Source organism: Nocardioides aromaticivorans (assembly GCF_013408525.1).
Lineage (GTDB): Bacteria > Actinomycetota > Actinomycetes > Propionibacteriales > Nocardioidaceae > Nocardioides > Nocardioides aromaticivorans.
Genome location: NZ_JACBZM010000001.1, coordinates 955,100 through 979,155 on the forward strand (window position 1 = coordinate 955,100; position 24,056 = coordinate 979,155).

19 protein-coding genes are annotated in these 24,056 nt (G+C 73.0%); 3 read left to right on the forward strand and 16 right to left on the reverse strand.

The features are described 5' to 3' along the window. Positions 1 to 26: 26 nt before the first annotated feature. From guaA to BJ993_RS04490, 7 genes are all read right to left on the reverse strand, one after another. Positions 27 to 1,613: a glutamine-hydrolyzing GMP synthase gene (gene guaA, locus BJ993_RS04460; RefSeq protein WP_036551342.1), complete on the reverse strand. Its 1,587-nt coding sequence runs from the start codon at positions 1,611 to 1,613 to the stop codon at positions 27 to 29. Beyond that, entirely contained in the window at positions 1,610 to 2,227 is a 618-nt protein-coding gene (locus tag BJ993_RS04465; RefSeq protein WP_179647880.1) for a hypothetical protein, read from the reverse strand. Before BJ993_RS04465 ends, guaA begins: the two co-directional genes overlap by 4 nt. Continuing rightward, the gene (locus BJ993_RS04470) at positions 2,224 to 3,462 is read right to left on the reverse strand and encodes a hypothetical protein (protein WP_179647881.1); all 1,239 of its coding nucleotides are present in this window, start codon (positions 3,460 to 3,462) and stop codon (positions 2,224 to 2,226) included. The genes BJ993_RS04465 and BJ993_RS04470 overlap by 4 nt, the downstream gene beginning before the upstream one ends. A 17-nt stretch (positions 3,463 to 3,479) precedes the next feature. Then, positions 3,480 to 4,217, reverse strand: a complete 738-nt coding sequence (locus tag BJ993_RS04475; protein WP_179647882.1) for an ABC transporter ATP-binding protein — start codon at positions 4,215 to 4,217, stop codon at positions 3,480 to 3,482. 1 nt (position 4,218) lies between these two features. Then, positions 4,219 to 4,704, reverse strand: a complete 486-nt coding sequence (locus BJ993_RS04480) for a hypothetical protein (RefSeq protein ID WP_179647883.1) — start codon at positions 4,702 to 4,704, stop codon at positions 4,219 to 4,221. A gap of 365 nt (positions 4,705 to 5,069) precedes the next feature. After that, positions 5,070 to 6,785, reverse strand: a complete 1,716-nt coding sequence (locus tag BJ993_RS04485; RefSeq protein ID WP_036551328.1) for a GMC oxidoreductase — start codon at positions 6,783 to 6,785, stop codon at positions 5,070 to 5,072. Between the two features lie 14 nt (positions 6,786 to 6,799). After that, positions 6,800 to 8,428 (reverse strand): succinic semialdehyde dehydrogenase, encoded by a 1,629-nt coding sequence (locus BJ993_RS04490; protein ID WP_179647884.1) that lies wholly within the window; start codon positions 8,426 to 8,428, stop codon positions 6,800 to 6,802. 262 nt (positions 8,429 to 8,690) lie between these two features. On the opposite strand from BJ993_RS04490, the gene BJ993_RS04495 reads away from it, so the two are divergent. Next, positions 8,691 to 9,107 carry a cupin domain-containing protein gene (locus tag BJ993_RS04495; protein ID WP_179647885.1) on the forward strand — a complete coding sequence of 139 codons (417 nt, stop codon included), beginning with the start codon at positions 8,691 to 8,693 and terminating at the stop codon, positions 9,105 to 9,107. A 34-nt stretch (positions 9,108 to 9,141) separates the two neighbouring features. Continuing rightward, entirely contained in the window at positions 9,142 to 12,276 is a 3,135-nt protein-coding gene (locus BJ993_RS04500) for an ATP-binding protein (RefSeq protein ID WP_179647886.1), read from the forward strand. Here BJ993_RS04500 and BJ993_RS04505 read toward each other — a convergent pair. From BJ993_RS04505 to BJ993_RS04525, 5 genes are all read right to left on the reverse strand, one after another. Further along, positions 12,263 to 13,024 (reverse strand): class I SAM-dependent methyltransferase, encoded by a 762-nt coding sequence (locus BJ993_RS04505; protein WP_179647887.1) that lies wholly within the window; start codon positions 13,022 to 13,024, stop codon positions 12,263 to 12,265. The two genes, BJ993_RS04500 and BJ993_RS04505, sit on opposite strands and share 14 nt — an antisense overlap. A gap of 13 nt (positions 13,025 to 13,037) precedes the next feature. Beyond that, positions 13,038 to 14,054: a protein kinase family protein gene (locus BJ993_RS04510; RefSeq protein ID WP_179647888.1), complete on the reverse strand. Its 1,017-nt coding sequence runs from the start codon at positions 14,052 to 14,054 to the stop codon at positions 13,038 to 13,040. 76 nt (positions 14,055 to 14,130) lie between these two features. Then, positions 14,131 to 15,585 (reverse strand): aldehyde dehydrogenase, encoded by a 1,455-nt coding sequence (locus tag BJ993_RS04515; RefSeq protein ID WP_179647889.1) that lies wholly within the window; start codon positions 15,583 to 15,585, stop codon positions 14,131 to 14,133. 68 nt (positions 15,586 to 15,653) lie between these two features. Further along, positions 15,654 to 16,850, reverse strand: a complete 1,197-nt coding sequence (locus BJ993_RS04520; protein WP_218864605.1) for an Rv3169 family protein — start codon at positions 16,848 to 16,850, stop codon at positions 15,654 to 15,656. Next, on the reverse strand, positions 16,850 to 17,986 hold the full coding sequence (locus BJ993_RS04525; protein WP_179647890.1) for a phosphotransferase family protein: 1,137 nt from the start codon (positions 17,984 to 17,986) through the stop codon (positions 16,850 to 16,852). The genes BJ993_RS04520 and BJ993_RS04525 overlap by 1 nt, the downstream gene beginning before the upstream one ends. Positions 17,987 to 18,092: 106 nt before the next feature. On the opposite strand from BJ993_RS04525, the gene BJ993_RS04530 reads away from it, so the two are divergent. Further along, a complete protein-coding gene (locus BJ993_RS04530; RefSeq protein WP_179647891.1) occupies positions 18,093 to 18,689 on the forward strand; it encodes a TetR/AcrR family transcriptional regulator C-terminal ligand-binding domain-containing protein in 597 nt (198 codons plus the stop codon). Here BJ993_RS04530 and BJ993_RS04535 read toward each other — a convergent pair. The 4 genes from BJ993_RS04535 to BJ993_RS04550 all read right to left on the reverse strand — a co-directional run bounded on the left by BJ993_RS04535 (position 18,682) and on the right by BJ993_RS04550 (position 24,024). Beyond that, complete coding sequence (locus tag BJ993_RS04535; RefSeq protein ID WP_179651976.1) at positions 18,682 to 19,398, reverse strand: carbon-nitrogen hydrolase family protein; 717 nt, start codon at positions 19,396 to 19,398, stop codon at positions 18,682 to 18,684. The two genes, BJ993_RS04530 and BJ993_RS04535, sit on opposite strands and share 8 nt — an antisense overlap. Beyond that, on the reverse strand, positions 19,395 to 20,501 hold the full coding sequence (locus tag BJ993_RS04540; RefSeq protein ID WP_036551313.1) for a GuaB3 family IMP dehydrogenase-related protein: 1,107 nt from the start codon (positions 20,499 to 20,501) through the stop codon (positions 19,395 to 19,397). The genes BJ993_RS04535 and BJ993_RS04540 overlap by 4 nt, the downstream gene beginning before the upstream one ends. Before the next feature lie 59 nt (positions 20,502 to 20,560). Then, the gene (locus BJ993_RS04545; RefSeq protein ID WP_179647892.1) at positions 20,561 to 21,454 is read right to left on the reverse strand and encodes a phosphate ABC transporter ATP-binding protein; all 894 of its coding nucleotides are present in this window, start codon (positions 21,452 to 21,454) and stop codon (positions 20,561 to 20,563) included. Between the two features lie 107 nt (positions 21,455 to 21,561). Next, positions 21,562 to 24,024: a PstS family phosphate ABC transporter substrate-binding protein gene (locus BJ993_RS04550; protein WP_179647893.1), complete on the reverse strand. Its 2,463-nt coding sequence runs from the start codon at positions 24,022 to 24,024 to the stop codon at positions 21,562 to 21,564. Positions 24,025 to 24,056 lie beyond the last annotated feature (32 nt).

The window sequence follows — 24,056 nt, forward strand, 5'->3', positions numbered from 1 at the left end:
CGCAGACGCGCCCTACCGCCCGGACCTCACTCCCACTCGATGGTGCCCGGCGGCTTCGAGGTGATGTCGACGGTGACCCGGTTGATCTCGGCCACCTCGTTGGTGATGCGGGTCGAGATCTTCTCCAGCACGTCATACGGCAGGCGCGCCCAGTCGGCGGTCATGGCGTCCTCGGAGGTGACCGGGCGGAGGACGACCGGGTGGCCGTAGGTGCGGCCGTCGCCCTGGACGCCGACCGAGCGGACGTCGGCGAGCAGGACGACCGGCATCTGCCAGATGTCGCCGTCGAGGCCGGCGGCGGTCATCTCCTCGCGGGCGATCGCGTCGGCCTCGCGCAGGATGTCGAGGCGCTCGCGGGTGACCTCGCCGATGATCCGGATGCCGAGGCCGGGGCCGGGGAACGGCTGACGCTGGACGATCACGTTGGGCAGGCCGAGCTGGGCGCCGACGGCGCGCACCTCGTCCTTGAAGAGCTCGCGCAGCGGCTCGACCAGCTCGAACTCGAGGTCCTCGGGCAGGCCGCCGACGTTGTGGTGGGACTTGATGGTCGACGTACCGGCGCCGTGGCCGGACTCGACGATGTCGGGGTAGAGCGTGCCCTGGACGAGGAAGCCGACCTTCGTGCCCTCGGGCGCGTCCTTGATGACCTCGAGCTCGGCGCCCTCGAAGGCGCGGATGAACTCGCGGCCGATGATCTTGCGCTTCGCCTCGGGCTCGCTGGTGCCGGCGAGGGCGTCGAGGAACTGCTTCTCGGCGTCGACGATGACCAGCTTGGCGCCGGTGGCGGCGACGAAGTCGCGCTCGATCTGCTCGGTCTCGCCCTTGCGCATCAGGCCGTGGTCGACGTAGACGCAGGTGAGGCGGTCGCCGATCGCCTTCTGCACGATCGCGGCCGCGACGGCGGAGTCGACGCCACCGGAGAGGCCGCAGATCGCGCGGCCGTCCGGGCCGACCTGCTCGCGGATGCGGGCGATCTGCTCCTCGGCGATGTTGCCGATGGTCCAGGTCTGGCGACAGCCGGCGATGTCCCACAGGAAGTGCTCGAGGACCTTCTGGCCGTGCTCGGAGTGCAGCACCTCCGGGTGCCACTGCACGCCGGCGAGACCGCGGTCGACGTCCTCGAAGGCGGCGACCGGGGTGACCTCGGTCGAGGCGAGGACGGTGAAGCCCTCGGGAGCGGCCGACACCGAGTCGCCGTGTGACATCCAGACGTTGTGCTCGGCGGGGATGCCCTCGAGCAGCGTGCCGCCCGTGCCGACGGTCACGCGGGTGCGGCCGTACTCGCGGGCGCCGGTCGCGGAGACCGTGCCGCCGAGGCCGCGGGCCATCAGCTGGAAGCCGTAGCACATGCCGAAGACGGCGGGGCCGGACGTGAAGACGGCCGGGTCGATCGCCGGCGCGCCCTCCTCGTAGACCGACGACGGGCCGCCCGACAGGATGATCGCCTTCGGGTTGCGCGCGACCATCTCCGCGATCGGCATCGTGTGCGGCACGATCTCGGAGTACACCCGCGCCTCGCGCACCCGGCGGGCGATCAGCTGGGCGTACTGCGCCCCGAAGTCCACCACCAGGACCAGGTCGTGCTCGTGCTGGGTCTCCGGGGCCTCCGTCATGGGCGAATCGTATCGACCGCGCGCCCGTCCTCCGACTCGGCGCCGACCCCACGGACGACGCGCCGCACGCGCCAGGCCTCCACGGCGACGTATAGGGAGCCGCCGACCGCGAGGGCGAGCAGCGCCGGCGTGCGCCACTCGGGCCCGGCCACGCCGGACAAGCGGTCCGGGCTCGCATATCCCCACGCCACCAAGACCCCGAACATCGGCGTCCAGTACCAGAGGCGGAGGAGGGCCGCGCTCGCCGCGGCGATCCCCACGAAGCCGAGCACCGTCGATGCCCCACCCACCGACCAGCCGAGGGCGACGAGTGCCGCCGACACCGGCAGCGAGACCAGGACGAGGCATCCCATGCGGAGCGCCGGCAGCCTCATCGGCGAGCGGGGCGCCAGTAGGGCGAGCTCGGGCATCCGGTCCACCAGCGGAAAGCCGAGCGCCATGCCCGCCAGCACGGGCATGAGGTGCAGCACCGCGAGCCGGTTGCGCAGGAAGGGCAGCTCGACGTACGCGTCACTGGTGACCAGTGCGGCGAGCGCCAGGCCCAGCGACACCACCAGGGCGCCGTCGAGCGACCAGGCACGGGCCACCGCCCAGGCACGGGCGACCCGGCTCATCCGTGCGTCCTGACCTCGTCGTAGCGGCACTCCGCCAGCTGGCGGTACGTCGTGCGCACCCACGCCTCCTGAGTGGCGGGGTCGCCGTGCAGCCAGTCGTAGTCGCCGTCGTCGGGGGTCGGCTCCAGCAGCCCGGCTTGGAACTGGAGCCACCGGCCGAGCTGCCGGCGCACGTCGAATGCCAGCACCGGCGGCCCCTCCGCGTAGTCGGCCGGACAGGCGGCCGGCCGGACCAGCGTGTCGGTCGCCCGGTCGACGTCGACCGTACGTCGCACCTCGTCCTCCTGGAGGTTGACGACACCGTCACGAGGATTGGCGGGCGGGCCGTAGGGCGTCGCCACGAACCGTTCCGGCAGGCTCACCCCGATCGCGCGCAGTTCCGCCGCCTGGCGATCCACCTTGCCCGTGAAGTCGTCCAGCGGCAGGGGGAGGTCGGCCAGCAGACACACCTCGGGCTGAGCACCCGCGCAGGTGAGCGGCGGGTTGGCGATCGGGACCACGCGATCGCCCGCATCCCCCGGCGCGAACCACCAGGCGCCGACCCAGGCCGCTCCGACGCCGAGGGCGACCACCCGCCGCACGGGCGTGGCCAGGAACAGCCGGGGATGAGCCAGCACCAGGGCCACGCCGGCGAGCGCCAGACCGGCCAGGCCGATCGCCGTCGGGGGCCAGGCGCGATAGGTCATGCCACCCAGCGAGGCGGTGGCGCCACCGGTGTCGAAGAAGTCCGGCGCACCGCCGACCGTCGTCCACATGTAGAGCAGGAAGACGAGGACCACCGCCGCGGGCGCCGCCCACTCCCGCGCCGTGAGGTGGCCGATGAGCACTCCGAGGGCTGTCTGGCCGGCCAGCACCCCGCACGCCGGCACCGCGATCCAGTAGAGGACGGGTGAGGCAGGAGCCCCGCGAACGGCGGCCACCGACGAGGCGGCGACGGAAACGAGCAGCAGGGCCAGCGATGCCAGCGCCCAGATCGTCAGGAACGGCCGCAGCCAGCGCTGCCAGTCAAGCCGACTCTGCAGCACGATGTCGCCCATCGCGGACGACCGCAGCCGGGCATAGACCAGGCACGCCGCTCCCGCGGCCGCCGGCCCGATGAAGACGGTGCTGCCCACCCCGTTGTCGAGGGCCTGCTTCCACGACCCCGACCAATGGCCCACGCGCGGCGCGGTGGCGACGGCACCGGCCAGCACCAGCAGACCGAACAGGAGCGCGACCCGCGGTCGGTCACCCACCCAGACCCAGGCGCTCCTCATGAGCGCGCCGCCGCGATCGTGGCGAGGAAGGCGTGCTCCGCGGACCCGTCCGGGCCGCCTCGTTCGGCGACGAAGGCAGCCGTGGGCCCGACGTGCAACAGGCGTCCGGCCTCCAGCACCGCCACCTGGTCCGCCATCATCACCACGTCCTCCATCACGTGGCTGCTGAGCAGCGTGACCGCCGACGTCCCGAGGTCGGCGAGGATCCCCCGCAGACCCGACCGCTGCTCAGGGTCGAGGCCGGTCGTCGGCTCATCCAGCAGGAGGACGTCGGGCTCCGTCACCAGCGCCACCGCCAGTGCCAGGCGGCGCTTCATCCCACCGGAGAGGTGGCGCACCCGGTCCTGCGCCCGGGACGCGAGCCCGACCCGGTCGAGGATGTCCCCGTTCCTCGCCCGGGCCACCGTCGCCGGCACGTCGCGGACCCAGCTCGCGTAGCCGAGCGCCTCGACGACGCGGAGCTCGCCGGGAAGGTCGAGCTGCTGGGGCATGTAGCCGATGCGACCGACCACCGACCGGCGGCGCCGACCGTAGAGGTCGACGCCGCCGACGGTTGCCCGACCCCCGTCGGGCCGCCGGCAGCCGGCCAGCGTGCGGAGCAGGGTCGACTTCCCGGCTCCGTTCACCCCGACCAGGCCGCACACGCCGCGCGCCATCGTGAAGGCGTCGATGTCGACGACCGGCGCTGCGCCGCGCCCGTAGGCGCAGCGCAGCGAGGTGACCGCGACCTCCACCTCAGAGGTTGAAGGTGAAGTACGGCTGGCGGCTGCAGGCATCCGGGCTCCACGACTGGTCCTCGCAGACCTTCGAGTAGACCCGGCCCTTGTCGGCGGCGCGCGTCGAGTAGTCGTCGGCGTCGTACTGGTCCTGCCAGCTGCCGCTCTGCGTCCGCGCACTCTGGTCCGAGCTGCCGACGGCGCACCACGACGGCGCGGTGTTGCCGGTGCACACCACGTAGTAGCGGTAGCCGGTCTCCGTGTAGACGGCGTTGCCGTTGTCGCGGCGGTCGCGGTAGTAGGTGTGGTTCTTGAGGAAGCCGTCCTTCTGGTACGACGTGCCGAAGGCCGACGCACGCAGCGTGCCGTCGTAGGCGTTGAGCGGGTCGCCCGCGGAGTACCAGTTGTACGACGCCGCCATCGCGGCCGGCGCGGTGACGAGGAACAGCAGGCCGGTCAGCGCCGTGAGGAGCAAGGTCGCGACCGAGCGCGAAGAAGTGAGCATGGAACGACTCCCGAGATGAGACCGTCGGCGACGGTCGCCGAGCGGTAGCCACATACTCGTATGGCCACATCGGGAATGTCAACGAGGCCCGTGACCGGTTGTGGATATCCGGGCAGACGTCCGAAAACGCACCAGGACCCGGCCGGGGAGGGAGGGTGGCCGGGTCCTGATTGTCCACGCAGCTGATGGACAGTGCCTGGACCGAGCCCGGGCTTCGGGAGGGAGCGTGATTCCCGGGCTCGGTGGATCAACGAGACCGGGAGGGGCGGGTTACGCCGGTTGGTCACAACTTGGCCAAAAGTTCTGGGGCGGCCCCGGGAGACCCGGAACCGCCCCAGCAGTGCACTTCTGCCCCAGGCGTCGACTCAGCTCACACCGACGATGGGCAGCCGGAGCGCCGCCGGCGCGTCAGCCGGTACGACGGGCGCCTTCGGCGCCACCGGCTGGATCCGCTCGTAGCCCTCGCCGAGCGACGGGCGGGCGTCCTGCTCGCCCTTGTTGGGCCAGTAGGCCATCGCCCGCTCCGCCTGCGCGGTGATCGTGAGCGACGGGTTGACCCCCAGGTTGGCCGAGATCGTCGAGCCGTCGACGATGTGGAGGCCGGGGTGCCCGAAGACCCGCTGGTAGCCGTCGACCACGCCGGTCTCCGGGCTGTCGCCGATCGTGCAGCCGCCGATGAAGTGGGCGGTCAGCGGCCGGTTGAACGGCTCGCCGATCGTCCCGCCGGCGGTGCCGCCGCCCATCACCCGCGCCATGCGGCGTACCGCGTCGTTGGCGGCCGGGATCCACGTCGGGTTCGGCTCGCCGTGGCCCTGCTTCGACGACAGGATCCACTTGCCGGCGACCCGCTTCGGGAAGGTCGTGATCGAGTTGTCGACCGACTGCATGACGAGCGCGATGACGACCCGCTCCGACCAGTGCTTCACGTCGTACAGGTCGCGGACGCGGGTGCGCTCCTTCCACAGCTCCTTGAGCCACACCTTCCAGCGCGGCTCGGGGCCGTCGCCGTCGGTGAGCACGGTCTGCATCAGCGACATCGCGTTGCTGCCCTTGCCGTAGCGCACCGGCTCGATGTGGGTGTGCTCGTCGGGGTGCCACGAGGAGGTGATCGCCACGCCCTCGGTGTAGTCGACGTCGGCGCCCTCGGGCGCGATGGCACCGAGGATCGACTCGGAGTTGGTGCGCGTCAGGTGGCCGATCCGGTCGGAGACGTTGGGCAGGTCGCCCTCGGCCTTGAGCCGGTGGAGCAGCTTCTGGGTGCCAAGCGCGGCGGCCGAGAAGACGACCTGCTCGGCGGTGAACGTCTTCACGGCGGTACGACGGGACAGCTTCGCCTTGGTCCAGCGCGTGTCGACCCGGTAGCCGCCGCCGGCCAGCGGCCGCACCCGGGTCACCGTGGTCAGCGGGTGCACCTCGGCGCCGTTCTGCTCGGCGAGGTAGAGGTAGTTCTTGACCAGGGTGTTCTTGGCGTTGTGCCGGCAACCGGTCATGCACTCGCCGCAGTCGAGGCAGGCGTTGCGCTTCGGGCCGGCCCCGCCGAAGTACGGGTCGTCGGCCTGCTCGCCGGCCGCCTGGCCGGGACCGCCGAAGAAGACGCCGACCGGGGTCGCGTGGAAGGTGTCGCCGACGCCCATCTCCTCGGCGACCTTCTTCATGACCTCGTCCGACGGGGTCATGCGCGGGTACTCGACGACGCCGAGCATCCGCTTGGCCTGGTCGTAGTACGGCGCCAGCTCCGCCTTCCAGTCGGTGATGTGCGCCCAGGACGGGTCCTTGTAGAACGGCTCGAGCGGCTCGTAGAGCGTGTTCGCGTAGACCAGCGAACCGCCGCCCACGCCGGCGCCGGCGAGGATCAGGCAGTCCTTGACCATGTCGATGCGCTGGATGCCGTAGCAGCCGGCCGCCGGGGCGTAGAGGTACTTCTTCAGGTCCCAGGAGTTGTCGGCGAAGTCGGCGTCGGTGAACCGCGCGCCGGCCTCGAGGACGCCGACGCGGTAGCCCTTCTCGGTCAGCCGGAGCGCGGTGACGGAGCCGCCGAAGCCCGAGCCGATGACGAGGACGTCGTAGTCGAAGTCGGTCATGTGTTCCCCCTTGCTCAGGCGCGGCCGAGCTTGTCCATGATCCGCAGCGAGGCGGTCATGATCTTCGCGTAGGACTCGTCGGACATGCCGAGAACCGGCCCGAAGCGCAGCAGGCGCTGGACCGCGACCGACTGCGTCTCGGTGTAGCGGTGGATGCCCTCGCTGCCCTGGCGGCGGCCCATGCCGGACTCGCGCATGCCGCCCATCGGGGCGCTGATGCTGGCGAAGGTGGCGCCGAACGCCTCGTTGACGTTGACCGTGCCGCACTTGATCTGGCGGGCCACGGCGCGCCCGCGCGCGGTGTCGCGGGTGTAGACCGAGCCGTTGAGGCCGTACTCGCCGTCGTTGGCGCGCGCGATCGCGTCGGCCTCGTCGTGGAAGCGGTAGATCGAGACGACCGGGCCGAAGGTCTCGTGGCCGAAGCAGGTCATCTCCGGCGTGACGCCCTCGAGGATCGTCGGCTCGTAGTAGTACGGCGCCAGGTCGGGCCGCGCCTTGCCGCCGGCCAGCACGCGGGCGCCCTTGGCGACGGCGTCCTCGACGTGGGCGGAGACGGTCTCGAGCTGGTCGGCGGAGATGAGGGTGCCCATGTCGGAGTCCCAGTCCATCGTGGCGCCGAGGCTCATCGCCTTGGTCCGGGCCACAAAGCGCTCCACGAACCGGTCGTAGACGGCGTCGGCGACGAACATGCGCTCGGTCGACACGCACAGCTGGCCGGCGTTGGAGAAGGACGCCCGCACGGCACCCTCGGCGGCGCGCTCGATGTCGGCGTCGCGCAGCACCAGGATCGGGTTCTTGCCGCCGAGCTCGAGCGAGCAGCCGATGAGCCGCTCCGCCGCCTGTTTGGCGATGATCTTGCCGGTCGCGGTGGAGCCGGTGAAGCAGATGTAGTCGGCGCGCTCGATGATCGGCGTGCCGAGCACGCGGCCGGGGCCGGCGACGACCTGCCACAGGTCACGCGGGAAGCCGGCCTCCTCCAGCAGCTGCGCGCCGAGCAGCGCGGAGAGCATGGTCTGCGCGTCGGGCTTGGTGACGACGGCGTTGCCGGCGAGCAGGGCCGGCAGGCCGTCGCACAGCGCCATCGTGAAGGGGTAGTTCCACGGCGAGATGATGCCGACGACGCCCTTGGGCACGCGGTTGAGCTCTACCTTGGTCAGCACGGGTACGACGCCCGGCCGGCTCTCGGAGTCGAGGTGCTCGTGCGCGGTGCGGGCGTAGTAGCGCGCGGTGAGCGCGATGTGCAGCGGCTCGTCGAAGGCGTGCTTGCGGGACTTGCCGGACTCGAGCTGGATCAGGTCCATGATCTCGGCCTGGCGGTCGAGCACGATGTCGTGGAGACGGTGCAGGATCCGGGCGCGCTCGTCGATCGACACCCGCGCCCACGCCGCCTGGGCGACCCGCGCGCGGCGGAAGGCCTCGGCGACGTCGGCCTCGCTCGACTGCGGGATGTTGGCGACCGGGGCGCCGTTGATCGGCGAGTGCACCTGGGTCGTCGTGCCGGTGGTCGCCAGCACGCGATCGGTCAGCCGGGCGACGTACTCCGGCTCGAGGGCGTACGACGCCCGGGGGTCGTGCTCGGGGTCGTGCGGGCCGTCAACGACCGGGCCGTCGGAGGCGCCGGAGCCGGAAATCGCTTCGCTCATGGAAGGAGCGTAGGTGACCGCCGTCACCGAATCTACTGATCGGTAGCAGATGTGCTGCTTTACACATGCCTTTCCCGTGTCAAGGACCGATTTCGGGGTGTCAGACGGCCTCGTACCGGACTGAATGGTCGCGAATCGGCCGAATTCACAGCCACTGGGTCCGGTACGACGAGAAGCCCCGCTGCAACCGCACTGCAAGGCCGTCGGCGCAGGCTCCGTCCCGAGGCGGCGAGAGGCGCCGCACGGACGACCGGAGGCTCCCATGAGCGTCGACCAGCACACCCACGACCAGCACACCGACGGCCAGAACACCGACGGCCAGCACCAGAGGACCGAGCAGAAGAGCTTCAGCGCCCCCGACGAGACCCGCTCCTTCGAGCGCGGCGTCGCCGAGATCCTCACCGTCGGCGGCACCCCGATCGGCCGGCTCACCCTGCAGCCGGGCTGGCGGTGGTCGGAGCACGTCAAGGCGATCGCCGGCACCGAGCTGTGCGAGGCCCCGCACTTCCAGTACCACGTCAGTGGCGAGCTGGGGATCCTGATGGCCGACGGCACCGAGCTGGTCGCGCGGCCCGGCGACGTCACCTCGCTCCCCGAGGGACACGACGCCTGGGTGATCGGGGACGAGCCGGTCGTGGTCGTCGACTGGTGGGGTGCCTCGAACTACGCGAAGCCCTGATCCCCGACCCTCGCGGCGGCGTACCATCACGCTCGTGAGCGCACTCGCCGTGCGTGTGCTCGGGGAACTCACGGTCGACGGCTTCGACACCGCAGTGCTGGACAGGAAGGCCCGCGGCCTCCTCCTGCTCCTCGCGCTGGCCGGTGGCCGTCCGGTGCCCCTCGACGCGGCGGTCGACGCGCTGTGGGGTGACACGCCGCCGGCCCGGCCGGCGGACCAGGTCGCCGTGCTCGCGAGCCGGGTACGCCGCCTGCTCGGCCGCGACCGCGTCGAGCGCACGGACGGCGGCTACCGGCTGCGCGCCGACTGGACGGACCTCACCGAGCTGGACGCGGTCGTCCGCGAGGCGGAGCGGCGGCTCGGGCTCGGCGAGGTCGGCGCGGCGGCGAGCGCGGCCCGGGCGGCCCTCGCGCTGCTGCGCGGCCCCGTCCCGGAGGTGCGGGCCGAGGCGGACTGGGCGGCGGCCGAGTGGGCGGCCGCCACCCGGCTCGTGCAGCGCGCGCGGCGGGTCGCCGCAGCCGCCCTCCTCGAGGCCGGCGAGTGGCGCGACGCCCTCGAGCTGGCCTCGGCCGACCTGGTCGCCGACCCCCTGGACGAGCAGGCGGCCCGCACCGCCATGCGCGCCCACGCGGCCGCGGGCCGCCCCGCCCAGGCCCTCACCGTGTACGCCGACCTGCGGGCCACGCTCGCCGACGAGCTCGGCACCGACCCGGCCGGCGAGACGGCCGCGCTGCACACGGCGATCCTGCGCGGCGACCTCCCGGTGGTCCGGGCCGCGGCGCGGGTGCCCGCGCTGGTCGGGCGCGACAGCCAGTCCGCCCACCTCGACTCCCTCGTGGGACGGGCGGCGGCGGAGCGGGCGCCGCGGGTCGCACTCGTGTCGGGCGAGGCCGGCATCGGCAAGACCACCCTGCTCGCGACCTGGGCCGCGGCACGACGCGCGGCGGGCGACCGGGTGCTCGTGGGGACCTGCCGCCCGCTGGACCGGGCGGCCCCGCTGGACGTCGTGCTGTCCGCGATCGCAGCCCACCTGAAGGACGGGGACGGTGACCGCCTGCTGGCCGGCGACGCCGCGGTCCTCGCTCCCCTGCTCGGCTCGGCCGTGCCCGGCACGCACAGCGTGGACCCCGCGCTCGGGCCGTCCGTGCTCTACGGCGCCGTCACCCGGGTGCTCGGCCGGATCGCCGGCGACCGGGTGGTCGTGGTCGTCGTCGATGACGCGCACCTCGCCGGGCCGACCCTCGGCGACTGGCTGGCCTATCTGGCCCGCCGCCCGCTCCCGGTGGTGGTCGTGCTGGGGGCCCGGCCCGACGAGGGCCCGGCCTCCCCCGCGACCGACCACGTGGGCCTCGGCCCGCTCGACCGCGCCCACGTCGCGGCGCTGGTGGGCGAGCGCCGGGCCGACGAGCTGCACGCCCGCTCCGGCGGACACCCCCTCTTCCTCGCCGAGCTCGCGTCGGTGCCGTCCGGGGAGCTGCCCGAGAGCCTGGTGGCGGCGGTGACCGCCCGCTGCGACGACCTCGGGTCGGCCGGCGACCTGGTCCGGACGGCCGCCGTCCTCGGCGGCGACCTGGACATCGACCTGCTTGCCGGCGTGCTCGGCCGCAGCACGCTCGACGTGCTCACCGACGCCGAGCGCGCGGTCCGCAGCGGCCTGCTGGTCGAGGTCTCGGGGCATCTGCGCTTCCGGCACGACCTGGTCCGGACCGCGCTGGTCTCCGGCACCACCGCCGGCCGCGCCGCGCTGCTGCACCGCGAGGCCGGGCGGGCGCTCGCGCGGCGCAGCGACGCCGACCCCGCCACGGTCGCCGAGCACGCCCGCCTCGGCGGCGACCGGGCGCTCGCCGCCCAGTGGCTGCGGACCGCCGCCGCACGCGCGGCCGAGCGCTTCGACCACGCGACCGCCGAGGACCTGCTCGACCAGTCGCTCGCGCTCGCGCCCGACGACACCGTCCTGCTCGCCCGCGCGCGGGTCCGGATCCGCCGGCGGCGCTACCGCGAGGCGGAGGCGGACGCCCTCGCCGCCACCGGCGCCGGCCCGCTGCGCTGGGAGGCGGCGGCGTGGGCGGCGTACTTCGACCGGCGCTTCGACGAAGCGGCGTCGTACGCCGACGACGGCGCGCTGTCCGCCGACGACCCGGGCTCCCGCACCCGCTGCCTGGTGGCGTCGGGGCGGATCCTGCACGCCCGCGGCGAGCTCGGGTCCGCGGGTGAGCGGCTGGACGCCGCGCTGCTCGACGCCAGCGGCGAGGACCGGCTGGAGGCCGCCGCGTGGCGGGGCGTCCTGCACGCCCACCGCAGCGAGGTCGACCAGGCCCTCGCCCTGCTCCGGCCCGCCACCCGGCCGGGTGTCGGGGTCGCGCACACCCCGGCGTCGCTTCACGCGCTGCTCTTCACCGGGCACACGCTCGCGGTGGCCGGTCGCGCGCAGGAGGCGCTGGCGTGCTTCACCGACTACACGACCGAGGTCGAGCGGCGCGACGTACCGCGCTTCGCGGGCCGGGGCGTGAACTTCTCCGGCTGGGTCCTCCGCAACCTGGGCGCGACCTCGGCGGGGGTCGACGCGCACCAGCAGGCCGCCGAGGACGCGGTCGACGGCGTGGTGATCCCCGAGGTGCTGGTGGCCGCGCTCGAGGACCTCGCGGAGGAGCGACTGCGGGCCGGTGACGCGGACGCCGCGGCCGCACTGCTCGACCGGGCCCGGGACACGCTCGTCGGCGACCTGGTCTTCGGCTGGCGCCTCGCGATGAAGCTGCAGCTCCTGCAGGCGCAGCTGCACCTGCTGCGCGACGAGGCGGCCTCGGCGCTGACCGTGGCCGGCGACCTGGCCGCCGCCGCGGCAGCCACCGGCGTCCCCCGGTACGACGCCTGCGCCCGCCTGCTGGTCCACCGAGCCACCCACGCGCTCGGCGAGCCGGTCGACGCCGCGGCGGCGTGGCGGGACCTCCGGGCGGTCGAGGCCGCGGTCGGGGTCGAGGCGTGGTGGTGGGCGGGCAGCACCGGCGCCGCGCTCGGCGACCCGCGGTGGCTGGCCCGGGCGGAGGAGCTGGCGGCCGGTCTCGCGTCCCGGGCCGGCGCCCACGGGGACGTGCTGCGGGCGGAGGCCGGCCGGTCCCTCGACGGCTGGCGGTCGGCGGCACGCCGCCCCGGAGCCGTCAGGTCGCGGTGAGGACCAGCATCGGCGCCACCACGGGCGGTGCGCCGGCGAGCAGCGCCTCCGCCTCCGCGGCGACCTCCGCCCTGACTCGTGAGGGGAGGCCCGCGACGAAGGGGGCGTGGTGGGCCATGCCCAGCCGCCACGCGGCCATCACCCGCGGATCGGTGAGGCCGGTCGCGACCTCGACCCGCTCGACCCGGGCATCGGTCCAGCCGGCGGTCGTCGCGAGGGCCGCCAGCCGGTCGGGATCGCCGACCTGGCGCTCGGTGCCGTCCTTGAAGGCTTGGTACCAGGCCGGCGGGACGTGGCCGCGCTCCGCCAGCACCCGCTCGACGACCTCCTTGGCGGGGTGGGTCCAGCCCTCCGCAAAGGCCGAGGCGAGCAGCGCCGGCGCCACCCGGTGCAGCTCGGCCATCGCGGCTGCCGGGTCCGCGTGGCCGATGCTGAAGGCGGCGACCGCCAGGTCGAAGGCGCGGTCGCGGAAGGGCAGCCGGACGAGGTCGCCCGCCACCGCGGAGCCGCCGCGCCCGAGCATCGCCGGAGCGAGGTCGACGCCCACGACCCGCGCGGCCCCGCGAGCACGGGCCGCGTCACCGGCCACGCCGGAGCCGGCGCCCGCGTCGAGCACCACTCCCCCGGCGACGGCGACCGGAGCCCGGTCGATCAGGGCCTCGGCGAGCACGGCGTAGAGCGCCGCCGGCCCGCTCCGCCAGGCGGAGGCCGACCGGTCGTAGGCGTCGCCGATCGAGGCCCTGCCCATCCGTCCCACGCCTCTAGCCCACGCCGCCCAGCCGGGCCGCCGCGCGGACGACCCGCTCCTCCCACCAGGCCAGCTCGTCGTCGTACCCGCCGAGGGCCTTCTCCCAGCCGAACTGCACCATCGCTCCGAGCAGGGCCAGGTCGAGCTGCCGGTCCCACCACGGGTCGGTGGCGACGCCGCGGCGCTCGAGGGCCGCGCGGTAGAGGTCGATCGTCTCCTCCTTGGAGACCGGGAGCCGGCGGCAGTTGATCGCGAGGTACCAGGCGAGGTCGGCCGTGCCCGCGCCCCGACCGGGGGTCTCCCAGTCGAGCAGGATGGTCCGGCCCGCTGGGTCCGTGCCGAGGTTGTCGAGCTTCCAGTTCCCGTGCACCAAGGTCTGCGGGGTGGTCGCCAGCGCGGCGAGCAGCGGCCCCGGCTCGTGCACCAGTGGTACGACGACCGCGGCCGCCTTCGGCGCGACCGACTCCAGCAGCGGCCACCCCTGCGCCACCAGCCGCGGCACGAGGTGGTCCTGCCCGAGGGCGGCCTCCGCGGCGGCCATGCGGGGCGAGAGCTCGAGGTAGCGGTCCTCGGGACTGACCACGTCGATGTCGCGGCCGGTCTCCCAGAAGGCCGCGTGCAGCGCGGCCAGGTGGTCGAGGAAGCGCGCGTTCTGCTCGACCGGGATCGGGTCGTCGACGGCCGGGACGAGCCAGGCGCCGACGTCGTGCATCAGCAGCGCGGAGAGCGCGGGCCGGCGGGCGTCGTGGGCGACCGCGACGATGGGCTGGGCGATCTCGTCCGGCAGGTCGTGCAGGATGCCGCGGCGCCACAGCTCGACGGTCGCGCTGCCGGGCACGCCGGCCGCGCGCAGCGACCAGTCGTTGTCGTGGTCGAGGTACTTCACGACGTACGGCTCGCCGTCGATGCGCACCCGCTCGAGCACCGCACCCGACTTGCCGGGCGCCTCCAGGACCTCCCGGTCCGTGACGCCGGCGAGCAGCTGGTCGACGGAGTCGAGGACGTCGGGCTGGTCGGGCAGGTCGGGCATCGGGGGCTCCTCGGCTGGGGACCTTCTGTCGTCCCGAGCGTGCGGGGCCAGCCTTGCAGCCGGCTTGCAGGCAGGTCTACAGCGGCGGCGCCGCCAGGTACACCGACTTCGCCTCGGTGTACTGCGCCAGCCCCTCCGGCCCGAACTCCCGCCCCAGGCCGGAGGCCTTGAAGCCGCCGAAGGGCGCCGCGAAGTCCATCGTGTAGGTGTTGATCCCGTAGGTCCCGGTCCGCACGCCGCGCGCGACCTCGAGCCCGGCCTCGGGATCGGCCGTCCACACGGTGCCGGCGAGGCCGTACTCGGAGTCGTTCGCGATCCGCACGGCGTCGGCCACGTCGACGTACGGGATCACCGACAGGACGGGACCGAAGATCTCCTCCTGCGCGATCCGCATCCGGTTGTCGACGCTGGCGAAGACGGTCGGCCGGACGTACCAGCCCGTGTCCAGGCCGTCCGGCCGCCCGTTGCCGCCGGTGAGCAGCTGGGCGCCCTCCTCCTGGCCGAGCGCGATGTACTTCTCCACCCGCTCCTGCTGGCGCTGCGCGACCATCGGTCCGATCTCGGTGGCCGGGTCGAGCGGGTCGCCGACCTTCATCCCGCCGATCGCGGAGGCCAGGGCGGCGGCGAAGGCGTCGTGCCGCTCGCGCGAGACGAGCACGCGGGTCTGCGCGACGCAGGCCTGCCCGGAGTTCATCACGCCGAGGAACTTCAGGCCCTCGATCGCGGCGGCCTCGTCGGCGTCGTCGAGGATGATCGCCGCCGACTTGCCGCCGAGCTCGAGCGAGACCCGCTTGAGCTGCTCGCCGCAGATGGCGCCGATCTTGCGGCCTGCCGCGGTGGACCCGGTGAAGGCGACCTTGTCGACGCCGGGGTGGCGCACCAGGTGCTCGCCGACCTCGCGGCCGCCGGCGACGATCGACACGACCCCCTCCGGCACGCCCGCCTCGACGAGCAGCTCGGCCAGCAGGTAGCCGTCGAGCGGCGTCTCCGGCGCCGGCTTCACGACGACCGTGCAGCCGGCGAGCAGGGCCGGCACCAGCTTCGACAGGATGGTGAACTGCGGGACGTTCCACGGCGGGATGGCCGCGACGACGCCCACCGGCTCGTGCCGTACGACGACGTCCGCTCCGAGTGCGCCGGGCCGGGTCGACTCCCACGGGAACTCCCGGGCGATGGCCAGGAAGGCCTCGATCTGCATCCACGGCGCCGGCGCCTGCGCGAGCGAGCTGAACGAGATCGGCGAGCCCATCTCGGTGGAGATGATGGTGGCCATCTCCTCCAGCTTCGCGGCGTACAGGCCCGAGAGGTTCTGCACGACCTCGATCCGCTCGGCCGGGCTCATCCGGGGCCACGGCCCCTCGTCGAAGGCCCGGCGGGCGGCCGCGACCGCGGCGTCGATGTCGGCGGCGGAGCCCTCGGGGACCCGCGCGACGACCTCCTCGGAGTGCGGCGAGACCACCTCCAGCAGGGCGTCGGTGGCGGGCTTCGCCCAGGTGCCGCCGATGAAGAGGGCGTCGCGGTCCAGCGTCATGTCAGTTGCCTTTCGTAGCGGGTCGACAGGTCTCGAGACGGTTGCTGCGCAACCTCCTCGACCACCGGTCAGGGAGCGAGGTCGAACCAGTCGGCGAAGCCGCTGGGGTCGTGGCGGCCGAGGGAGCCGTGCTCGAACAGGCCCCACCCCTCGGTCCCGTCGGGTACGCCGGCGCCCGACCCGTGCACGGTCGCGGAGCCGACGTGGTCGATCACCCCGAACATCACCCGGCCGGCGACGGCCGGGTCGTTCATGTCGTAGGTCAGCCGCTCGGTGAAGCCGGCGCCCTTCCAGACCCCGTGGGTCCAGTCCGAGTCGCCGCCGTAGCCGCCGCCGACGTGGATCGGCACCGGCAGGTGCGAGGCGACCTCGAGCACGACCTCCTTGCCGTCGGGCGTCGTGCAGGTGACGGTGGCGCCCGTCGGGACGCGGGTGCCGGCGCCGTAGCGGATCTCCACCCGCGGCCAGCCGAGCTGCTCGACCCGGCCGTCGCGCCAGGTCCGGGTGCAGTCGTTGACGGTGCGATAGCCGTCCGGCGTCTCCTGGATGATCATCACGATGCAGAAGTCCTCGAAGCGCAGCGGCAGGTAGAGCCACCACATGCCGTCGAAGGACGGGTCTGCCGGCTTGCCCGCGGGCGCCGCCTCGCCGACCGGGCGGATGCCCCACGAGCGGTCGCGGGTGCCGACCCACCGGTCGGGGGTGACCGCGATGTCGGTGCCGTCGACGCTGAGCACGCCCTCCCAGGTGCCGACCTGGGCGAAGCGCTGCGCGTCGAGCGTCGTACCGCTGCCCTGGCGCATCACGTGCGGCAGCTCCTGGACGACCGGGAAGGAGCCCTCCCAGGTGAGGTCCATCGCGATGCCCTCGGTCTCCTCCAGCACCAGGCGCAGCCTGCGCAGCGGCTCGAGGACCTCGATCCGGTAGTTGCCGACCTGCTGGGCCATCCGGTCCGCCCCCCGCGGGTCGGCGGCGTCGCCGAGGTGGAGGCCGGTCTGCTCGTCGCCGCGGCGCAGCAGGACGTAGGCGTCCTTGGTGCCGAGGTTCGGGTAGAAGCCGAGGCCGGTGATGAGGAACAGGTCGCCGGTGCGGTCGTGGGCGTTGAGGTAGCAGCGGTCGTAGAAGTTGCGGTCGCTGCTGCCGGCCCAGGCCACGGGGCGCGGGAGCTGGTGGATGGGGAACTCGTCGAGGGGCCCGACGCCGACGTACTCGCCGTGCAGGCTGCCCTGACCCGCCACTGCGTCGCGTCCTTCCGGTCCGGCCATCAGGCACCCACCTCGGCCAGGAGCCGCTCGACGAGCGGCTTGCAGTGGAACAGGGTCTCGATGTCGTCCGGCTGCTCGATCTCACCGAAGCGCACCTGCCGCAGCCCGGTGCGCATGAACACCACGCACCAGATGACCGCGTTGTAGAGGTGGTACCAGGTGAGGTCGCCGAGCTCGACGCCGCTGAGCTCGCTGTACGTCGCCTTGACCGACTCCTCCGAGAGGAACTCCGGCATGCCGGGCAGCTCGAAGACCTGCGCGATCGTCTGGAAGACCTGGTGGGCGAAGACGATCCACGAGGCGTCGAGCTCGCGCGGGCCGATCGACGCCATCTCCCAGTCGAGGACGGCGACGGGCTCGAAGTCGCGGTACATCATGTTGCCGATCCGGGCATCGCCCCAGCACAGCACGGCATCGTCGGTCGCGGGAAGGTTGGCCTCCAGCCACGCGAGCGCCCGGTCGACGAGCGGTGAGCGGGTCAGGTCGAGGGCGGCCCACTCGTACCACGCCCGCGTCTTCGCGAGGTTGCGGGCGAGCGGCGTCGCGCCCTCGTTGCCGGTCACGGCCGGGTCGAGGAAGCCGAAGGTGGTCGTCGGGTCCGCGATGGCGTGCAGCTTCGCGATGGCCTCGACGCTGCTGCGGGCGAGCCGGTCCTGGTCGGCGGGGTCCGCGTCGTAGAGCCAGTTGTCGCCGAACGGGTAGGGCATCACGTCGGGCGGGACGATGCCCTCGACGCGGTCCATCAGGAAGAAGGGCGTCCCGAGCACGGCGCCGGTCTGCTCGAACCAGCGCACGGCCGGCACGGGCACGTCGGTCAGCTCGCCGGCGAGCCGCATGGCGTCGTACTGGTCCTGGAGGCGGTACTCCCGGAACACGGGGACGTCGGCCTGCGCGGGCGCCACCCGGGCGACGTACTCCCCCGTGCGGCGCGCGCCGTCCTCGGTCCAGGTGACGTCGAGGATGACCGTCTCGCTCGACATGCCGTTGGTGTCCACGCCCGCGTGGAGCGTCACGACCGGATCCGCGCCGGGCGGCAGCACCTCGGCGAGCCAGGCCTCGAGGCGGTCGTGCACCTCGGTCTGGTCGCGGCTCGAGCGCTGCATGGTGAAGTCCGGCGGCACCGATGCCTCCGTCATGGCCCCTCCTCGGGTCGGCGTCCCCGTGCTCGCACCATCGCTAGAACACGTTCTACAGGACGATGCGGTTACGGTACTCTTGGTATCGAAAGAGGGGAAGAGGTTCATGGGGACCGATGTCGAAGCTCCTCGGGCGACCGGCAGGCCGCGCGACCCGCGGATCGAGCAGGCCGCCCTCGCCGCCGTCCGCGACCTGCTCGCCGAGGGTGGGTACGCCGCCGTCACGGGCGCCGCCGTCGCCGCGCGGGCCGGGACGACCAAGGCCGCGCTGTACCGACGCTGGCCGGCGCTCCCCCACCTCGTCCACGAGGCGGTGTTCCCGGGCGAGCTCGCGCTCGGCACCAACCTCCGGGCCGGCCTCGACGAGGTCGTGGCCCGCCTGGTCGGCGGGACCCGCGACGCCCTGTGCACGCCCGCCGCCGCGGCCGCACTGCCCGGCCTGCTCGCCGAGGCCGGCACCTACCCCGACCTCCACGCCAGCATGATCCGCCGCTTCTCCGGCGTACTGGCGGCGATGGACGAGCGGCTCGGCGAGGCGATCGACGCAGGCGAGGCGCACCCCGATGCCCGCGCCGACGACCTCGTCCAGCTGGTGGTCGGGACAGTCATCGCGGGCGTGCTCCTGACGCCGGGCGCCCTCGACGACGCGTGGGTCGACCGGCTCACTGCGAGTGTGCTGCGCGGCCTCCGCCCGCTCAGCTGAGCGCGAGCTCGGCGCGGGCGACGCCCTCCTCGTCGCCGAGCCGGGCCAGCGGCTCGGCGTCGGGTCCGTAGACGGCCGAGCCGCCGATGAAGGTGTGCGCGCCGCAGCGGCCGGTCAGCCCCGCGACGACCACCGGGAACCGGTGGTCGAGGGCCCGCGCCGCGTAGGTGACGTCCATCCGCCGGGCACCGCCGGGGAAGTACGCCACCGAGCAGAGGTACGCCGCCGCACCGGCCGCGGCCGCCTCCGCGGCATGCGCCGGGACGCTGCCGTCGCGGCAGATCGACAGCGCGAGCACGTGCCCGTCGACGACGACCGAGGCGCCCGACTCCCCCGCGACGAACCAGTCCGGCTCGTCGCCGTCCAGGTGCTGCTTGTCGTACGGCGCCGTGGTGGTCCCGTCGGGACCGACCACCACCGACGACAGGGTCCGCCCGCGCGGGCGGGCCAGCGCGGCCGACGCCACCACGGTGGCGCCGGCCGCGACCGCGGCCTCCCGCAGCGGGTCGAGCACCGCGCCGGCCAGGTCGTCGACGGTCGGCAGGGCGCCGGCGAACGCGCTGGCGTCGTACCCGGTCAGGAAGGCCTCGGGGAGCACGACGACCCGCGCCCCGGCCTGCCGGACGAGTCGGGCGGCCGTGGCGACGTTGGACGCAAGGTCGCCCGCGCGGGACTCGGCCTGCGCGGCGGCGACGACGAGACCGCTCAGCTGGAGACGACCTCGACGCGCTGGAACTCCTTGAGCTCGGTGTAGCCGGTGGTCGCCATCGAGCGCTTGAGGGCGCCGACGAGGTTCATCGTGCCGTCGGCGACGCGGGAGGGACCGAAGAGGATCTCCTCGATGGTGCCGACCTGGTCGAGCTGCACGCGCTGGCCGCGCGGGAGGTCGGCGTGGTGGGCCTCGGCGCCCCAGTGGAAGCCGCGGCCGGGCGCGTCCGTGGCCCGGGCGAAGGGCGAGCCGACCATGACGGCGTCGGCGCCGCAGGCGATCGCCTTGGCGAGGTCGCCGGACGTGCCGATCGAGCCGTCGGCGATGACGTGGACGTAGCGCCCGCCCGACTCGTCGAGGTAGTCGCGGCGCGCGGCGGCGACGTCGGCCACCGCACTGGCCATCGGGACCGCGATGCCGAGCACGGTGCGCGTCGTGTGCGCCGCGCCGCCGCCGAAGCCGACGAGGACGCCGGCCGCGCCGGTGCGCATCAGGTGCAGGGCGGCCTGGTGGGTCGCGCAGCCGCCGACGATGACCGGGACGTCGAGCTCGTAGATGAACTCCTTGAGGTTCAGCGGCTCGGCCTGGCTCGACACGTGCTCGGCCGACACGGTCGTGCCGCGGATGACGAACAGGTCGACGCCCGCGTCGGTCACCGTCTTGGCGAACTCCTTGGTGCGCTGCGGCGACAGCGAGCCGGCGACGGTCACGCCGGCGTCCCGCATCTCCTTCAGCCGCTCGCTGATCAGCTCGGCCTTGATCGGCTCGTCGTAGATCTGCTGCAGGCGGCGGGTGGCCTCGACCCCCTGCAGGCCGGCGACCTCCTCGAGCAGCGGCTCCGGGTCGTCGTACCGGGTCCAGAGGCCCTCGAGGTTGAGCACGCCGAGGCCGCCGTACTGCCCGAACGCGATGGCGGTCGCCGGCGACATCACGGAGTCCATCGGCGCGGCGAGGATCGGCAGCGAGAAGCGGTAGGCGTCGATCTGCCAGTCGACGCTGACCTCCTCGGGGTCGCGCGTGCGCCGGGAGGGCACGATCGCGATGTCGTCGAAGGAGTACGCGCGGCGGGCCCGCTTCGCTCGGCCGATCTCGATGTCGCTCACCGGAGGAGGATATCGACAACCCCCGGCGGCACGTGCCTCAGCGCGCCTCCCGGCCGGACTCAGCCGAAGCGGCCGTTGACGTAGTCGTAGGTCCGCGGGTCCTGGGGTCCCTGGAACATCGCGGTCGTGTCGCCGTGCTCCACGATGACGCCGGGCTGGCCCTGCGCAGCCAGGAAGAACGCGCACTGGTCGGAGACGCGCGCGGCCTGCTGCATGTTGTGGGTGACGATCACGATGGTCACCTCGCGGGCGAGGTCGAGCATCGTCTCCTCGATGACGCGGGTCGACGTGGGGTCCAGGGCGGAGCAGGGCTCGTCCATCAGCAGCACCCGCGGCCGGATCGCCAGCGACCGCGCGATGCACAGCCGCTGCTGCTGGCCACCCGACAGGCCGCCACCGGGGGCGTCGAGGCGGTCCTTGACCTCGTTCCAGAGGCCGCCCTTGACCAGGCAGGACTCGACGAGGAGGTCCTTGTCGGAGCCGCGCATCTTCGTCCCGGTCAGCTTGAGGCCGGCCAGCACGTTCTCCCTGATCGACATCGCCGGGAACGGGTTGGGCTTCTGGAAGACCATCCCGATCGACCGGCGCGCGTCGATCAGCCGCTTGCCGGGGTCGTAGATGTCCTCGCCGTCCAGCAGGACCTCGCCCGCCAGCCGTGCCGAGGGCACCAGCTCGTGCATGCGGTTGAGGATCCGCAGGAAGGTGGACTTGCCGCAGCCCGACGGGCCGATCAGGGCGGTGATGCCGCCCGCCGGCATGGTCAGCGACACCCGGTCCAGCACCTTGTGGTTGCCGAACCAGGCGGTGATCTCGCGGGCCTCGAGCTCGGCGAGCGCCGTCGCCGGAGCCACGTCCACGGGGAGCGCGGGGTCCAGGCGGGGCACCGGTGCGATCGCGGTGGTGTCGTCGATCGGCCAGTCGTCGATCGGGTTGGCGTCGATGGGCGTGGTCATGGGCGTCCTTCGGGTCAGGCGGGAGCCCGGGCGGCCGTCGTACGGCGACCGCCCGGGCTCCTTGGTCACTGCTGTCGTGTCACTGCTGTCGGGTCACTGCTGTCGTGTCACCGCTGGGTGACGTAGAAGACCTTCGACGCCTTCGGGGCGAGCGTGTTGCCGCTCCAGGTGACGACGAGCTTCTTCCTGCCCACGGTGAGCCTGGCGAGCGTCAGCGTCACCTTGCCGGCGCTGAGCGTGCCCTTGCCGACGACCTTGGTGCCGTACGTGACGACCACGGTGCCGGTCGCCTTCGTGGTCGTGCCGGCGAGTGCGACCGTGATCGTGCCGCGCGCGCGGGCGCCCTTGGCGACGTACGTCGGGAAGGACTCGGCGATCGTGGCCGTGGTGCGGACCAGCAGCTTCACCGGGGTGGCGTCCGTCGACCCGTTGTACGCCGTCGGGTCGGCCGGCACGAACTGCGCGGTGTAGTTGTGGTAGCCCGGCTTGACCCCGGTGAGCGCCTTGGTGGCCACACCGGCGACGACCGCGACGCCCGAGGCGACGACGGTGCTGCCGTCGCGGAAGGTCACCGTGCCGGCGGCGGCGTTCGGGGCGAGGGCGGCCTTGACCGTGGCCTTGCGGGCGCCCGGGCTGGTCGCCGTGGTGTTCACGGTGGTGTCGACCGCGACCACGTCCTCACCGTTGACGGTGAAGTTCGTGGTGGGGTCCTGGGTCTGCTCACCGCAGACGCCACCGTCGGCGTCGGAGGCGAGCTGGGCGAACCCGGCACCCTCGATCAGCGCCTGAGCGGGCTCCGAGCAGAAGAAGCCGGTCGGGCCGAAGACGGCCTGGACCTTCTCGTTGGCCACGTCGCCACCACGGACCACGTTGTACAGCGCCCGCTGCGCGTTCCAGCCCGACTCGATCCGCAGCGTGTCACCCAGCAGACCCGCACGACCCACCGAGAACGGCGCGATCGCGTTCGGGTCACCCTTGATCGCCGAGTCGTCGTGCTCCTGCACCTCGGCCACCGAACCCGCCAGCGTGACGTCCACACCACCGTTCATCGCCTTCAGCTGCGCCACGAAGAACGACCGCGTCCCCGAGCCACCCTGCGGGATCTTCGGCGCGATCACACCCGACTTCGTCGCGTCGATCTGGCTCCAGTTCGTGAACGTGCCGTTGTAGATCCCCACGATCTGCGCCGGCGTCAACGACGCCGGAGCGTTCGACGCCACCGTCTTCGACACCGCCATCGCCAGCTCGTCGACCGCGAACGGGATCTGCTGCAGACCGTCCGAGATCTCCCCCGCGTTCAGCGAGCTCGACGACCGCGCGAAGTCCACATCGACGTTGTTCGTCCCACCGTGCAGCAGGTTCTTGCCCGCACCCGAACCGTTCGGCCGCGTGATCGAGCCCGACGGCAGCGCGATCGTGCCACCACCCGTTGCCGCGAACGACGCCACCTTGAACGACGGCGCCGGCACCTGCGCGTTCCACCCGTTCGCCAACGACCACACCGCGTGCTGGCTCGTGTCCGAACCCACACCGATCAGGTCCGCAGCGACCGGCGTGAAGTCCGCGTCGTCCGGGTTGCCCGCGCTGACGGTGAAGTTGGTGGTGGGGTCCTGGGTCTGCTCACCGCAGACACCGCCGTTCGCGTCCGACGCGAGCTGGCCGAAGCCGGCCGCGCGGATGAGCGGCCGGGCCGACGCGGAGCAGAAGAAGCCGGTCGGGCCGAAGACGGCCTGGACCTTCTCGTTGGCCACGTCGCCACCACGGACCACGTTGTACAGCGCCCGCTGCGCGTTCCAGCCCGACTCGATCCGCAGCGTGTCACCCAGCAGACCCGCACGACCCACCGAGAACGGCGCGATCGCGTTCGGGTCACCCTTGATCGCCGAGTCGTCGTGCTCCTGCACCTCGGCCACCGAACCCGCCAGCGTGACGTCCACACCACCGTTCATCGCCTTCAGCTGCGCCACGAAGAACGACCGCGTCCCCGAGCCACCCTGTGGGATCTTCGGCGCGATCACACCCGACTTCGTCGCGTCGATCTGGCTCCAGTTCGTGAACGTGCCGTTGTAGATCCCCACGATCTGCGCCGGCGTCAACGACGCCGGAGCGTTCGACGCCACCGTCTTCGACACCGCCATCGCCAGCTCGTCGACCGCGAACGGGATCTGCTGCAGACCGTCCGAGATCTCCCCCGCGTTCAGCGAGCTCGACGACCGCGCGAAGTCCACATCGACGTTGTTCGTCCCACCGTGCAGCAGGTTCTTGCCCGCACCCGAACCGTTCGGCCGCGTGATCGAGCCCGACGGCAGCGCGATCGTGCCACCACCCGTTGCCGCGAACGACGCCACCTTGAACGACGGCGCCGGCACCTGCGCGTTCCACCCGTTCGCCAACGACCACACCGCGTGCTGGCTCGTGTCCGAACCCACACCGATCAGGTCCGCAGCGACCGGCGTGAAGTCCGTGTCGTCCGGGTCCGCGGCGTGCGCCGACGGGGCGCTGGCCGCGAGCAGTGCGCTGGTCACGAGCGCGCCGCTGAGCGCTCCCGCGACGGTTCTGCGTACAGACATCTTGTTCTCTTCCTCGGGTTGTTGGTGCTACC

Bases quoted from the DNA above. Each gene is read 5' to 3' on its own strand.
- guaA (WP_036551342.1), bottom strand. From the start codon at position 1,613: ATGACGGAGGCCCCGGAGACCCAGCACGAGCACGACCTGGTCCTGGTG.
- BJ993_RS04485 (WP_036551328.1), bottom strand. From the start codon at position 6,785: ATGACCGACTTCGACTACGACGTCCTCGTCATCGGCTCGGGCTTCGGC.
- BJ993_RS04505 (WP_179647887.1), bottom strand. From the start codon at position 13,024: ATGGGCAGGGCCTCGATCGGCGACGCCTACGACCGGTCGGCCTCCGCC.
- BJ993_RS04490 (WP_179647884.1), bottom strand. From the start codon at position 8,428: ATGAGCGAAGCGATTTCCGGCTCCGGCGCCTCCGACGGCCCGGTCGTT.
- BJ993_RS04465 (WP_179647880.1), bottom strand. From the start codon at position 2,227: ATGAGCCGGGTCGCCCGTGCCTGGGCGGTGGCCCGTGCCTGGTCGCTC.
- BJ993_RS04545 (WP_179647892.1), bottom strand. From the start codon at position 21,454: ATGACCACGCCCATCGACGCCAACCCGATCGACGACTGGCCGATCGAC.
- BJ993_RS04530 (WP_179647891.1), top strand. From the start codon at position 18,093: ATGGGGACCGATGTCGAAGCTCCTCGGGCGACCGGCAGGCCGCGCGAC.
- BJ993_RS04510 (WP_179647888.1), bottom strand. From the start codon at position 14,054: ATGCCCGACCTGCCCGACCAGCCCGACGTCCTCGACTCCGTCGACCAG.
- BJ993_RS04550 (WP_179647893.1), bottom strand. From the start codon at position 24,024: ATGTCTGTACGCAGAACCGTCGCGGGAGCGCTCAGCGGCGCGCTCGTG.
- BJ993_RS04515 (WP_179647889.1), bottom strand. From the start codon at position 15,585: ATGACGCTGGACCGCGACGCCCTCTTCATCGGCGGCACCTGGGCGAAG.
- BJ993_RS04495 (WP_179647885.1), top strand. From the start codon at position 8,691: ATGAGCGTCGACCAGCACACCCACGACCAGCACACCGACGGCCAGAAC.
- BJ993_RS04480 (WP_179647883.1), bottom strand. From the start codon at position 4,704: ATGCTCACTTCTTCGCGCTCGGTCGCGACCTTGCTCCTCACGGCGCTG.
- BJ993_RS04520 (WP_218864605.1), bottom strand. From the start codon at position 16,850: ATGGCCGGACCGGAAGGACGCGACGCAGTGGCGGGTCAGGGCAGCCTG.
- BJ993_RS04525 (WP_179647890.1), bottom strand. From the start codon at position 17,986: ATGACGGAGGCATCGGTGCCGCCGGACTTCACCATGCAGCGCTCGAGC.